Annotated in this window: 8 protein-coding genes; 5 read left to right on the top strand and 3 right to left on the bottom strand. The window is 55.6% G+C overall.

Annotation, left to right across the window (positions count from 1 at the left end; genetic code table 11):
* The first annotated feature begins 23 nt into the window (after positions 1-23).
* From MMC1_RS20570 to MMC1_RS20560, 5 genes are all read left to right on the top strand, one after another.
* Positions 24-5,099 (top strand): response regulator, encoded by a 5,076-nt coding sequence (locus MMC1_RS20570; RefSeq protein ID WP_011714823.1) that lies wholly within the window; start codon positions 24-26, stop codon positions 5,097-5,099.
* A 158-nt stretch (positions 5,100-5,257) separates the two neighbouring features.
* Entirely contained in the window at positions 5,258-6,406 is a 1,149-nt protein-coding gene (locus MMC1_RS16735; protein WP_011714822.1) for an NAD(P)/FAD-dependent oxidoreductase, read from the top strand.
* A 183-nt stretch (positions 6,407-6,589) separates the two neighbouring features.
* Positions 6,590-8,671, top strand: a complete 2,082-nt coding sequence (locus MMC1_RS20565; protein WP_011714821.1) for a tetratricopeptide repeat protein — start codon at positions 6,590-6,592, stop codon at positions 8,669-8,671.
* A gap of 96 nt (positions 8,672-8,767) precedes the next feature.
* Positions 8,768-9,673 (top strand): glycosyltransferase family 2 protein, encoded by a 906-nt coding sequence (locus MMC1_RS16725; RefSeq protein WP_011714820.1) that lies wholly within the window; start codon positions 8,768-8,770, stop codon positions 9,671-9,673.
* A 52-nt stretch (positions 9,674-9,725) separates the two neighbouring features.
* Positions 9,726-10,820, top strand: coding sequence for a glycosyltransferase family 2 protein (locus MMC1_RS20560; protein ID WP_011714819.1), 1,095 nt, complete (start codon positions 9,726-9,728; stop codon positions 10,818-10,820).
* A 100-nt stretch (positions 10,821-10,920) separates the two neighbouring features.
* On the opposite strand, the gene MMC1_RS16715 is transcribed toward MMC1_RS20560, so the two are convergent.
* From MMC1_RS16715 to MMC1_RS16705, 3 genes are read right to left on the bottom strand one after another with little or no spacing between them, the layout of a single operon-like run.
* A complete protein-coding gene (locus MMC1_RS16715; protein ID WP_011714818.1) occupies positions 10,921-11,844 on the bottom strand; it encodes a phosphate ABC transporter substrate-binding protein in 924 nt (307 codons plus the stop codon).
* On the bottom strand, positions 11,841-14,114 hold the full coding sequence (locus MMC1_RS16710) for an AAA family ATPase (protein WP_011714817.1): 2,274 nt from the start codon (positions 14,112-14,114) through the stop codon (positions 11,841-11,843). Before MMC1_RS16710 ends, MMC1_RS16715 begins: the two co-directional genes overlap by 4 nt.
* Positions 14,101-14,316: a hypothetical protein gene (locus MMC1_RS16705; RefSeq protein WP_011714816.1), complete on the bottom strand. Its 216-nt coding sequence runs from the start codon at positions 14,314-14,316 to the stop codon at positions 14,101-14,103. Before MMC1_RS16705 ends, MMC1_RS16710 begins: the two co-directional genes overlap by 14 nt.
* Positions 14,317-14,330 lie beyond the last annotated feature (14 nt).

The raw sequence follows: 14,330 nt of genomic DNA, 5'->3' as shown, positions 1-14,330 counted from the left end.
TGCTTGCCTAAGACAGGAACCTCATGGTTGATTCCAACGACAAGCTAGTAAACATCCTGCTGGTGGAGGATTCCAAAAGCTTTGCTGCCCTGCTCCAAGGGCAGATCCAAAAGCGCTTGGGCTTTCGTGTGGTATGGGCAGACTCTCTCGCCCAAACGCGCCAGCATCTTGAACAGGCTAAACACCCCTTTCTTCTGGCCATATTGGATCTGCACCTGCCCGACGGCCCCCACGGCGAGGTGGTGGATCTGGTACTGCAACACAACCTGCCTGCCATTGTGCTGACCGGTGACAAACAGGTGGAAATGCGCACCCAACTCTTTAAAAAGGGTGTGCTGGACTATTTTGTTAAAGATAACCGCAGCGTCATTGATGCGGTTATCCATAGCGTGTTGCGGGTGGCGCGCAACCGCCACTTGACCATGATGGTGGTGGATGACTCTCGCAGTGCCCGCGCCGTATTAGGGCAGTTTTTGCAGCGTTATGGGTTTCAGGTGCGATTGGCTCAGGATGGGGCTGAGGCTTGGGCGCTGTTGCAAGAGACGCCCGTGGATCTGGTTGTGACTGACTATGAGATGCCCAACCTTAATGGTGTGGCACTAACGGCCAAGCTGCGTAGCCGCTACAGCCGGGATGAGATGGGCATTATGGGCCTCTCGTCGGCGGGTCAATCTGAGCTGGCGGTGGATTTTATTAAGGCAGGTGCCAACGATTATATTAACAAACCCTATGAGCCTGAAGAGCTTATTAGCCGAGTTTACCAAATGGCTGAGAGTGTGGAACGCTACGGCGAGCTCAACCAGATGGTGGCCCGTCACAAGGCCGTGCTGGATAATGCTCAGGATGCCATTATCACCACGGATCAGCAGGGTGATGTGCTGAGCTACAACCCCGCCGCAGAACGGCTGTTCGGCTACCCACGGCAAAACGTTATGGGTGTTTCTCTGACCGAACGGTTAATCCCTGAATCGTTACAAAACAAGCAGGCCCCCTCCTTGACAAATGCGATGCATGGAGCGTTGGAAATGGTTCCGAACAAGGGCCGATTGGAGGCCATTGGTAAGCGCATTGATGGAGAGCTGATTGATCTTCAGGTGGCCTTATCCGCTATGCCGCAGCAGGGGGGAGAACTCCATTATACCGCCTTTATTCAAGATATTACCGATAAAAAACAGTTGCTTAAATCATTAGAAGAGACCCTCTCTGCGGCGGAGAGCGCCAGTAAGGCAAAGAGTGCTTTTATTGCCAATATGAGTCACGAAATCCGCACCCCCATGAACGCCGTGTTGGGTTTTACCGATCTGGCTTTGCGTGGAGATCTCTCCCCCAAAGTGCGCGACTATTTGGAAAAGACCAAAAATGCGTCCCATTCGTTGATGGGTATTATCAACGATATTTTGGACTTCTCCAAGATGGATGTGGGGCGGCTGGAGCTGGATCCGGTTAAATTTGATCTGCATTTTCTATTGGAGCGGTTGGCGGATCTGTTCAGCAAGCAGGCTGCGGATCATGCGGTGGATCTGGTCTTTTTGGCCCCTTTAAATTTTAATCAGGTGCTCTATGGCGATGCCATGCGGCTGGAGCAGATTTTCATTAATTTGATCCGCAATGCGGTTAAGTTTACCAAAAATGGTTTTATTACCGTACGCGCCCAACCCGAGCTGCTGGAGGGGCACCGTGTACGCCTGACCTGTTCGGTAAGCGATAGTGGTATTGGTATTGATCCCGAACAGCTCCCCCATCTGTTTGCCCCGTTTGTGCAAGCGGACAGCTCCACCACCCGACGTTTTGGTGGCACGGGTTTGGGGCTCTCCATAGTCAAGCGGTTGGTCTCGCTTATGGATGGCTCGGTGTGGGCCGAGAGTGAGCCGGGTAAGGGCAGCCAATTTCACTTTGAGATCTTGGTGGATCTGTATGCCGAGGATCGCCGCAACCGTAGCCTGTTGCCGGATGTCCTATGGGGCGAGCGGGTGCTGGTGGTGGATGACAATCCAGACAGCCGTGAACATTTGCAGGCACTGCTCAGTGCCTTGAGTCTATCACCCAGCCTGTGTGCCACGCCAGCGCAGGCACGGGCATTGCTGCTTAGTGAGCAGGGTGGGCCGCAGCCTTTTCGGTATCTATTGGTCGATTGGGGGTTGCCAGGTAAGGATGGGGTGGTCGCGGTTATTGAGATGCGGGCCATGTTAAAGGCGGAGCTGCCCGAGGGACTACACCCGCGCATCATTTTATTAAGCGCCTTTGGGCAGGATGAGATTAAAAACCAAGCCGAGCGTGCAGGGGTGGATTATTGTCTGGACAAACCCATTAGCCGGGATCGTCTGGTGACGGCCTTGAGTGGCGGTTGGCACGATCAGGAGCAGCATAAAGATCGCCGCAAGGTGCAGCAGTTGGCGGCGGAGTCGGAGATCGGTCGTTTGGTAGGAGGGGCGTATCTGCTGCTGGTGGAGGATAATCCCATTAACCAGCAGGTCGCGGCGGAGCTGCTGGAGCGGGTCGGTTTGGTGGTGGACATTGCGGAAAATGGTCAGCAAGCGCTGGATCGGCTGGCGCGGTTTGAGTATGACTTGGTGTTGATGGATCTGCACATGCCGGTGATGGATGGCAGTGAGGCCATGCAACGCATACGGGCTCAAGAGGCATGGCGGTCATTGCCGGTGTTGGCGCTCTCTACGGGCACCGGGGAGGAAGAGCAGCTGGATTTGCAAGATCTGGGTTTTCAAGGTTTTTTGCATAAGCCGATCCGCCCCGAGCGGCTCTATGGGGCGTTGAAACGCTGGATTACGCGGCCTACCTTGGATGCCTCTTGGCGGATTGTGGCGCGGGGGGATGAGGTACCCCTATTACGGGGGGTGGATCCTGAGATTGGGATAAACCGTTTAGCGGGCAATCAAGAGTTGTATGTGGTTTTGCTATCACGTTTTTTTCAACTGTATGCCGAAGTGTTGCCCAGTATGCAGCAACAGCTACAAAGGGGTCAGTGGGCCGTGTTGGGGCGGCAGATTCATGGGTTGAGAAATCGCGCGGCGGCCCTGGGTGCGGTGGAGTTGGCCAAGGCGGTGGTGGCCTTAGAATTGGCCATGGCCGACGGCCATGAGGCGATGATTGAAGCGGCTTTTCAGAGTTTTAGCCATCGTCTGGAGCAGGTGTTGCAGGGCATTGCTAGCCATCAGGTTGAGCAGAAGGGGGTGGCGCTCTCCTCGAATTTGCTCCACGATGATCTGCCGGAGTTGGTGGTGGACCTGCACCAAGTTGGGCCGCTGCTGGATCAACTGGCGGGACGGCTTAAATACCACAGTATCGACGCTGCGGCGCTGTTGCAGGCATTGGGGGAGCTGCTTAAAGAGACCCCTTTAGCGACGGCCTATTGGACCGTATGTAAGCAGGTGGATCGCTATAACTTTTATGAGGCATTGCAGAGCTTTTTGCTTATTGCCAAGGCATTGAAGTACCCAATTATTGATCAAAATGTGCGGTGTCCAGCCAGTGTAAAAGAGCGGATTTTGATCGTGGATGATCAGCCGGACAACGTGGATGTGCTCAAGGATATTTTGGAGGATTATGAGCGGATGGCGGCTCTGAGTGGCCCCGAGGCTTTGATGTTGGCCCAGTGTGACCCTGCGCCGGATATGGTGCTGCTGGATATTATGATGCCAGAGATGAACGGTTATGAGGTGTGCCGACGCCTTAAAGCGATGGAGGCTACCCAGGAGATTCCGGTCATCTTTGTGAGTGCTAAAAAAGAGGTGGTGGATGAGGCCGAAGGGTTCCTGATCGGGGGGGTGGATTATATCACCAAACCCTATCATGGGGAGGTGGTTAGGCGGCGCATCCATAGCCAGTTAGAGCTCAAACGGCATCGGGAGCGGTTGGAAAAGCAGGTACGTATGCGCACCGCCGAGTTGGAGTTGGCCACCCGTGAAGCGGAGCTCCGTAAGGATGAGGCCGAGGCTGGTAACCGCGCCAAGAGCGAATTTTTAGCCATTATGAGCCATGAGATCCGCACCCCGTTAAATGCCATTTTGGGCACCCATGAGTTGCTGAGTGAAAGTGCGCTTAGCTCTGAGCAGCAACGGCTTATGGAGATCTCCCGGAATGCGGGTGAACTGTTGCTTAATTTGGTCAATGAGACCTTGGATCTCGCGAAGATTGAAGCGGGCAAGTTGGATCTGGAGTATACCATCTTTGACCTGCCGAGGTTGGTGGAGGAGATTACCCAAATTAAACGGGTGGCGGCGGAGCACAAGGGGGTGCGGTTGGAGAGCGAGATGGCCCTGGAGGTCCCCCGTTTTGTGATGGGGGACCCGGACCGTTTGCGCCAGATCCTGGTTAATTTGCTCTCCAACGCCATTAAATTTACCAACAGCGGCACCGTGAGTTTGCAGATGAGCCGGGGGGTGGCGGATCGTACCTTTTTTAAAGTGAGTGATACCGGTGTGGGCATAGCGGCTCATAGTATGGAGAAAATTTTCCATCCCTTTACCCAGGCGGATACCTCCACCACCCGCAAATTTGGTGGTACCGGTCTGGGGCTGACCATCTGTAAACATCTGTGCGAAGCCATGGGGGGAGATATTCAGGTAGAGAGTCAGGTGGGGGTGGGGTCGACCTTTAGCGTCAATTTGCCCTTGCCACGGGCCGAGAGCTCCATGGATGAACCCTCAGCCCCAGAAGAGGTGATCGTCGAGCAGGTACAAGCGCCCTTACGTATTTTAGCGGTGGATGATGCCGAGGATAACCGTAAGCTGGTACAAGCCTTTTTAGCCAAAAGTGGGCACCATCTGGATCTGTGCGAGGATGGTGCGCAAGCCTTGGATCGCTTTAAGCGCGAACACTATGATCTGGTGTTAATGGATCTGCTTATGCCCGTGCTGGATGGTTATGGCGCCACCCGTAAGATACGCCAATGGGAGCAGCAGCAGCATCGACTACCTACCCCTATCATTGCGTTAACGGCGCTGTCGGTGCGGCGGGATCTGGACAAGGCGCTGGCGTGCGGCTGTGATTTTTATTTGACCAAACCCTTTCGCAAACACCAATTGCTGGACGCCATTTACCGTATTCACGGTATGTTGGCAGGCTCCATTCACCAAGGTTAATTGCGCTATAAGGGGCTTTCAGCGGTGGATCAACAGGGTGCGTGCTCTTTTAAGGGGGAACCAAACAGTAGGGGGGATCTCTTAGCTCTGGGTGGGCAAAGGTTTTTTAATCGAGTGGATTTGTTAGCCAAAAAGGCTGTTTTAGAGAGGATAGTGGCATGAATCGATTAGTGATTATTGGGACTGGACTGGCCGGTTATGGTTTGGCTAAGGAGCTGCGTAAGCGGCAGGATAAGCGTCCCATTACCCTTATTAGCAGTGATGATGGTGCTTCGTACTCCAAGCCCATGCTTTCCAGCGCCTTGGCGCAAAATAAGGATGCCGCAGCGTTGGTGATGGCCAGTGCAGAACAGATGATGGCCCAGTTAGAAGCAGAAATTATTACCCACACCCAGGTGGAGCAGCTGGATACCGCTGCGCGTACATTGCAGTTAAGCAGTGGTCAAAGCATCGTTTACCATACGCTGGTGCTGGCGGTGGGGGCCAACCCCATTCAATTGCCGTTACAAGGCAGTGGCGCCGCTGAGGTGATGCAGGTCAATTCGTTGGCCGATTATGCCCGGTGGCGCACCCGTTTGCAGGGGGTGGAACGGGTGATGGTGATCGGTCCCGGTTTGATCGGTTGTGAATTTGCCAACGATCTGTTGAAGGTGGGTAAACAGGTCTCTTTAATCGGTCCGGACCCGTGGCCCATTAGCGCTTTAATCCCCGAGGCGGCGGGGCGGGCGGTGCAGCAGCGGTTGGCCGAGGCTGGGGCGACGTGGCATTTGGAAACCTTTAATGGTGCCATTGAAAAGAGCGCTCAGGGGTTTGTCACCGAGCTCAAGAATGGGCAGGTGGTCGAAGGTGATCTGGTGTTGTCTGCGGTGGGTCTGCGGCCCAATATTGCGTTGGCTCAAGCCGCTGGTTTGGCGGTTAACCGGGGCATTGTGACCGATGCTTATTTGCAAACCTCCGATCCACACATCTACGCCCTGGGGGATTGCGCGGAGGTGGAAGGCCGCAATCTGCCCTATGTGCAGCCGTTGATGGTTGCTGGTCGGGCATTGGCCGCCACCTTGAGTGGTGAGGCCACCGCAGTGGTCTATCCCCTTATGCCGGTCGCGATCAAGACCAGCTTGCACCCGGTTGTCACCCTGCCGGTGGGTAAGATGGAGGGGCGCTGGGCGCTCTCCCAGGGGGAGGATGGCGTGCTGGGCCGCTTTTTTGATCAACAGGAGAGGCTGCAAGGGTTTGTGCTTACCGGTAGTAATGCGGCCTTAAAGGGGCAGCTGCTCAAAGAGATGGAAGAGCGCGCTGCCAGCTAAGGGAGAGCGTAACAATAGGGTTGAACATAACAAAGGGCGGCTGTGACCCTACAGCCGCCCTTTGTTATGTTCAACTGGGGGTGTGCGACTTGGGCGGGGTGTGTCAGGGGGCGCTTGGGGTGGCACGCTTTGCGCATAGAACAGTGGGTTAGGTTTGGGTTGTTCACTGGCGTGGAGCGGGTTATGACACTGGAAGAGGCCTTTCGACAGGCGGCACAATGGCAGCAAGAAGGGCTGTTGGAGCAGGCAGAAGCCCTCTATGGACAGATTTTGCAAGTGGCCCCTGAACATCCGGTGGTGCGCTACCACATGGCCTTAATCAGCCAACAGCGTGGCGACCAAGGGCCGTTGGAAGAGCGCTTGCAGGCGGTATTGGCGGTGGCCCCAGAACACCATGATAGCCACCGTCTGCTGGGCATGCTCTACACCGAGCAGCAACAGCTTGAGCGGGGGGCGTACCACTTTGAACAAGCGCTCAAGGGGGCGGATCAACCCCTAACCCTGTCTGTCAACTATGGCTACAATCTCTTGCGCCAGGAGCGTTTGCAGGAAGCCCAACAGTGGTTTGAGCGGGCCTTGGCCCAGCAGCCCATGGATGGTGCCTGGGATGGCTTGGCAAAAGTGGCGCGGGCGCGGGGGGATCTGGAGGCGGCCAATGACGCCTATAAGCAAGCGCGAGCACTCAACCCGGCGTCCATCAATCATCTCTATAATCATGCCCTTTTGCTCAACCAAATGGAGCAGCATGAGCAAGCGGAGGCGCTTTTTTTAACGGTGTTGGCGCAGCGTCCCCGCATGGCGGTGGCGCACAATGGCTATGGGGTGTTGCTGCGCAAGACCAAGCGCCATCCACAGGCGCAACACCACTTTGAGCGGGCCTTGCAAGAGGATGCGACGCTGGTGGCGGCCCACAATAATTTGGCCAACACGCTGGTGGATATGGGACAAGCGGATGCGGCGATTGCGCATTTTCGGGCGGCTTTGGCGTTGGAGGAAAACCGCGAAATCCGTAGTAATATGCTCATGGCACTCTCGTATAGCAGCCACTACCGTGGTGAGGATCTCTATCAAGAGTTGCGTGTATGGAACAAACATCATGGGGGGGGAGAAACAACACCCTCTTTTCCCAATGATGCCGATCCCCAGCGCCGGCTACGGGTGGGGTATTTGAGTGGGGATCTGTGTCAGCATCCCTTGGGTTTTTTTACCCTGCCGCTGCTACAAAACCACGATAAGCAAGCGGTCGAGAGTTTTGTCTATGCCAATATCCCCAAACAGGATTGGTTGACCGAGGCGTGCCGTCAACAGGTTGACCACTGGTATGATTTGGCCGGTCAGCCCGATGGGGTGGTGGCTCAGCAGATTGCCCAGGACCAGATTGATGTGCTGGTGGATCTCTCGGGTCATACTCGGGGCAACCTCATTGGGCTGTTGGTCAAACGTAGTGCACCGGTACAGTTGCTGGGGGGGGGCTGTTACTGCTCCAACGGCATCGACACCATGGATGGGGTGTTGGCGGATGCCTATCAGGTCCCCGATGCTTTGGCGTCGACCTTTAGTGAACCATTAATTCGTCTACACGGATATCTAAATACCGTCTATGCCCCACCCCCATATCTGCCCCCCGTGGCCCCATTGCCTGCCTTAGAGAAGGGGCACATCACCTTTGGCTGTTGCAATAATTTGGCTAAATTTAATCCAGCGGTGGTGGCCTTGTGGAGTACGTTGCTCAAACGTCTGCCCCATGCCAAGCTGTTGTTGCGCACCTTTGCCCTGAATGGCGCCGAGACGCGGGCTTGGGTGTGTCAGCAGTTTGCGCAACACGGCATTGAGGCCCAGCGGCTCGTGTTGCACGGCGGGGTGAGCCACGAGCAACTTTTACAAGGGTATGGGGAGATGGATATCGCCCTAGATCCGTTTCCCTACTCGGGGGGGTTGACCACGGTAGAGGCGCTGTGGATGGGCGTACCGGTGGTGGCGCTGCATGGGGATCGCATGGCGGGGCGTCACTCGGTGGGTTACCTTAACTGTGTGGGGTTGGGCGCGTGGGCGGTTAAAAATGAGCAGGCGTATGTGGAACACGCGGTGGCCATGGCCCAGGATCTTGCGGGTTTGGCGGCGCTGCGCCAAGCTTTGCGTGGCCGGATGGAGGCTTCGCCGGTTGCCGATGGCGCGGGTTATACCCGTATGGTGGAGGGGGTCTATCGCACCCTCTGGCAGCGCTGGTGCCAAAGCCGCACGAGGGTAAAACCAACGGTCATGTGACACAACGCGATGACCTGACGGTGAAGTTCATGTAGTTTAACAGATGGGGTAGAGGGATTTTCCCGCATCTCCTGAGCAAGCATAGGGATGAATATCATGAAAGTTATCATCATCGTTCCTGCTTATAATGAAGAGGAGATGATTGGCCGCACGGTGGAGGCACTCTGCCAGCTCAAACCAGCCTATGCGGCCGAGGGCATGACACTGAGCGTGTATGTGGTGGATGACGGCTCCACCGACGCCACGCGCTCTAAGGCCGAGCAAGCTGGAGCCGACCGGGTGGTACGCCACCGGGTTAATCAGGGTTTGGGCGCGGCGGTGCGCAGCGGTTTGACGGCGGCTCATGGGGATCAAGCCGATATTACGGTTAAGTTTGATGCCGACTTGCAGCACGATCCCCAGGATGTCATGACCCTCATCCAGCCCATTCGCGAGGATACGGCGGATGTGGTCTATGGCAACCGCTTTGAGCGCATTAGCTACCGTATGCCGTTTATTCGACGGATGGGCAATAAGGTGTTTACCGGGTTGATGCGCTGGTTGACCAAATGGCCCTTAAAAGATAGCCAACCGGGGATTTTTGCGGTCAGTCAAGTCTACACCCGTCAATTTTATCTGCCGGGGGACTATAACTATACCCAGCAGATCTTGGTGGACGCCTACCGTAAAGGGATGCGCTTTGAGCATGTGTCGGTTGCCTTTCATAAACGGGTTACGGGCAAGTCGTTTGTTTCGCTACGCTATCCGTTTAAGGTGTTGCCGCAGATTTTTTTGGTGCTCATTTCGGTACGGCCCCTGAAAATTTTTGCACCCTTGGGTTTGGGCTGTTTTTTCCTGGGTGGGGGTGTGGCCATGGCCGAGCTGGTCCATTGGCTGTTTGGGGCTGGGATCAAACCGGTGGTGCATGTCAACTTGGTGTTGGCACTCTGTACGTTTGGGTTGCAAACCCTGTTTTTTGGTATCTTGGCCCACCTAATTGTAGATTTTAAGGGGCGTCACTAAGGCGCAACAGAGATCGTACCGATGGGGTTGATGGATAAATGGAGGGGTGCTCATGCAAAAGTCAGGCGCCACCGATGGGGTCGAGGATCACCCCACCGTAAGCTTTGTAATGTCGGTACGCAACGGTGAACGCTATCTGCGCGAGGCGGTACAGAGCCTGCTAAATCAGAGTTTTGGTGACTTTGAGTGTATTATTGTCGATAGCGCCTCAACGGACGCCACGCCGGTTATATTGCAAGAGTTGGCCGCCCAGGATGGGCGGATTCGACTGCTAACCGTCCCTGATGTTAAGCTCAATCAATCCCAAGCGCTCAACCTGGGGCTGGCTGCGGCGCGGGGCACTTGGATTGCCCGTATGGATGCCGATGATCGCAGCCATCCTCAACGGTTAGCCAAACAACTGGCCTTTTTAAGCGATCATCCCACAGTGGGGCTGCTTGGTACGGCCTGTCGGGTCGTCGATGGTAGTGGTACTGTACAGCAAAAGTTAAGCCAGCCGCTGGATGATCTGGCGATTCGCTGGACATGGCTGTGTCACAATCCCTTTTTGCATGCCTCGGTGATGTTTCGTCGGCTGTTGGTGGATGGTCGTGCGGTGCGCTATGACGAAAAAGCGCCCTTTCACAGCGATTATCTGTTGTGGGGGCAATTGATGCAGCAGATGCAGGTTGCCAACCTTGGCGCGTGTTTGGTGGATCAGCGTGACCATGGCGACAATTACAGTCTGCTTAAACATAATGAGAGCCAAGAGGCATTTAAGCAGTTGGTTAAGAGCAATTTGCAACGCTTATTGCCCGATCAGCTGTGGAGTGACGCCAGTGTGCAGCGCTTACGGGGTATGGTGCTCTATCCGCCCTATTTAAAAGATTATCGCACCATGCGTGAGGCTGCCGAGGTATTGCAGGTGTGGCGGCGTTTTAAAGAACAACATGCCAACGTGGGTGAGACCCACCTGGAGCAGGTGGAGCGCGAGGTTCTTGTGCAACTGCTGGCGGCGGTGCCCATGAGCCATATGCTGCAAGCTTGGCGCTGTGGCCTGCTTAAAGAGGTGTGGCAGTTGAACGCGGGGGTGGTGAGGCAGCATTTAAAATTTCGGGTACGCCGTTTTACCCAGGGGGCGCCCCAGCCAGAGGCGCAAGGATTATGAGCCATGGATCTACAGCGCGACGGGCTTCCCCTGTGGGTAGAAGGGTGAGGGCCACCCCAACAGGGGGTGGCGCGGGTTTAATCAAGCCGTAGTCAACCGTTTAAAAGGTTTGACCGCTGCCACCATAGCCAATGGGAATAAAACCGTGGCTCTTTAACATGCGTTGCCCGTCGGCCCCACGCACCCAATCCAGATAAGCACGTATCTGGGGATCGGGCTCGCCCATGGTGTACATATAGAGGGGATGTAAGAGGGGATAGTTCACCGAAACCCGCTGGTCCGCTTGCTGGTCGATACAGTAGCTGCGGGGCGGTTGCCCTTTGTTTAGGCGGGTCAGGCAGAGGGGCTTGATACGGTCTGAAAGATGGGCAATGCTGATATAACCCAGCGCACAGGGGTCGTTGGCCACCGTATCCACCATCTCAGCGTGGTTGCGTTGAAAGTGGATATCCCGACGCATAAGCGCTTTGCTGCCCAAGACGGCATGGCGGAAATAGGCATAAGAGCCCGAGTTCAAACGGTGGCTGGTGATGGTCATGCGTTGATCTTTACAACCCGGCACGGTGACGCCTAGGTCGCTCCAGCGCTCAATATCCCCCTTTTTACCGTAGATGCGATTAAGCGCATCACCGGTAAGGGCTTTGATGGGATTGTCGGGGTGAACAATGGTGGTTAGGGCATCCCAGCCCACCACAAAGCCCACCGGTTGGCTGCGCAGACGGCTGTTGGCCAGTTTGATCTCCCGAGCTTTCATGGCGCGGCTGGAGTTGGCGATCTGTATATGCCCATTGATTAACGCCGCAATACCGTTGCCAGAACCGCCTCCAGAGGCCTCGATCACGGCGGTACGCGACTCCGGCACCATGGCTTGGTAGGCGCTGGACCACATGCTTGCCACCTCCAGCATGGTGTCTGAACCCTTGTTGCGAATAATGCGGGGCGATGCGGCATCGGCTAGGTTGATCGTGGCCAGTGGCGCACAGAGCAGCATCAGCAGAAAAACAAATGTGTCATTTCGTCTCATGAACGCTTCCCATTAAAGATTAGGCTCTCTTGATCCTGATCACAGGTTATGCGTATTAGCCCCTTTTCATCAAGCACTTCAGGAAAAGTTTGTGTTGCCACCCAAATTTGGGTGATAGGCTCCTGTAACTGACACAGGGCGTGCATTGCCTGCTGTGTGCGGAAATGGTCAAAAAAAGCAAACGGTTCATCCAATACTATCAACTGCTCTGGGGCAGAGATGTAAGCGGCCATGGCCCGCGCCAAGGTGAGTCTAAGCACCAACTGCATCTGACGTTGCGTGCCGCTGCTCAGATCGGCCACCGCCACCAGACCATGGTGGTCGGTGCTGCGGGTTTGTAGTTGCATCTCTTCATCCAACTCCAAATGGCGATAGTGACCCCCGGTAAAGTGGGGGGTCAGCGCCGAGAGAGAGCGTTTAAGCTCTTGTTGAAAGCGTTGATGACACGCCTTCTGGGCACCCTGTAGCAGGGTCAAGGAGATCTCCCGCACCCGCACCCCGTGGCGTTGCTGGCGGTGGGTGGCGTGGCACGCTTGTAGCTCTTGACGTAAAATCACATCCCGCTCGCGACGTTCATTCTCTTCGCGAATGGCGCGATCCAGTTGATCCAGCCGGTCCGAGAGGCTCTCATGCTCGGTAAGTGCCCGTTCTAAGCGATGTTCCAACTGTTGCCGATCATGCAGCAGTTTATCGCCTACTTCATCCAGGTTGTGCCGCAAGCTCTGGTGGGGTTCGCGGGATTGGCTGGGCTCGATAAACATATCCCCCATACTGGCAAACCAGCGGTTAAGCTGCTCTGACCAGGGGGCGTCAGTTAGGGTAATGGATTCCAGAAAACGGGAGAGCATGGGGCGTTTGAGCAGGGTATTTAAGCGCTTATACTGGTCACGACCATATTTAGCCTGTTGCTCTAGGGCATGCAGTTGTTTGCTTACCCGGCGTTTGGCGGTGGTGTAAAACCACACTCCAGCCCCAGCCAGTAACGCAATGCTGCCCTCTAGGGTGAGCAGTGCGATAAAACGCTGGCTCATCTGTTGGGGGTTGCCCAGGAGCGCCATCAATAGGCCATGTTCAGAGGTGGTGATGCCAGGGTCATTTACCAACGCCAGTTGGGCAATATACCACAGAATGACCGTTGCGGTGGAGAGTATGAGCGCCAAGGCAAACAGCCAGCCGCTACGGCGCTGCATGGTCAGTTGCTGCTCTCGCTTGCGTTGCAAGGTGGCTTGGCGTACCGGATAGCTGGTTTCGCCCGATTGCTCTTCGGCATAACGGATGTGTAGGGGCTCCTCCTCCGCCAGCCAAAGACGCCACTTCTCCCCTTGCTGGTGGATCTCCGTCATCAATTTATAGAGTTCCGACAGGGCCGAAATACGGCGCTGAACCAAGGGGCGTAGTTGACGGGAGGGATCTTCATCCACCCCCAAAGGGTTGCCCCGGCAGAGTCGGTCCAGCCCATCCATGGCGGTTTCCATGGCTTCCAGCTCTTTTTGCCACACCCCCAGCTCATCATTGGCTCCGAGTTGGGGCAGGGGGCTCTCCACCAGTTGGCGGGTGGCCTCTTGCAAGGTCAGTGAAAAACTGCGCAGTTGGCGGATCTGTTTTTCCAAGACATTACGGGTGGAAAAGGCTTCTTCGAGCTGCCGTTGCATGGTCTCCAAAGAGCTGCCCATGACATCCAAATCTTCCAGCTCTTCTTCAATTTTTTCGATCTGGTGGCCGCTGTTTTGGCTGTCGGTGGCCATGTCGATGACTTCATCGGAGAGCTCGTCGGCGACCCGCTCTAACTGGGCGACCCCTGAGATGCGGTATAAAAGGGGCTCGTAGGCGGGGGTTGAGCCCTGCTGGCTTAGGCAGATGCAGCTCAAAAAGGTGTCATAGTCCATGCCAATGAGCTGCACAATGGTACTGTTTACCCCGGCTACCCCTTTAACCAGGGGGGGGGTGGGCTCTTCGGCGAGGCTTAAATTGGCGCTCTGCACACCCTCGCTGTTTAGATAGCGCACCACCCGATAGCGTTGTTGATCGTTGCTGCTAAACACCACGCTAAGCATCGCTTGGTCACTGCCCCAGCGCACCGCCCGGGCCAACTCTTCATCATTCAGACGGCTGGTGCGGCCAAACAGAGCCAGCAGCAGCAGCTCCAGCAGTGAGCTTTTACCGGCTTCGTTGGCCCCATCAATGGCAATAACCCCACGATGGGGCAGATTGTCGAGCTGCACCGTGGCAAAACGGAACAGGTTTTCCCCGTGAATACTATGAATGATCATAAGGGTGTGTCGTCTCTAAACGTTGGTTCAGACGTTGATTAACCACCTCCAGCGCTTCGTCATAGAGGGCCTGATCAAATTTGGGGTCGGTCAGTTGCAGCCGCTCCATCTCGCGCATGGCATGGCTCATAAAGGCCTCAATAGGGTCGATGAGCTTAAACGGATCTTCAATCGCTGGGCTCTGCTTGGCTGTCTTGGACATGGTGCGACAGGCTC

The organism is Magnetococcus marinus MC-1 (assembly GCF_000014865.1).
In the GTDB taxonomy this organism is placed as follows: domain Bacteria; phylum Pseudomonadota; class Magnetococcia; order Magnetococcales; family Magnetococcaceae; genus Magnetococcus; species Magnetococcus marinus.
Note: the sequence above shows the minus strand (reverse complement) of the source record. Positions and strands in the feature narration are given on the sequence as shown.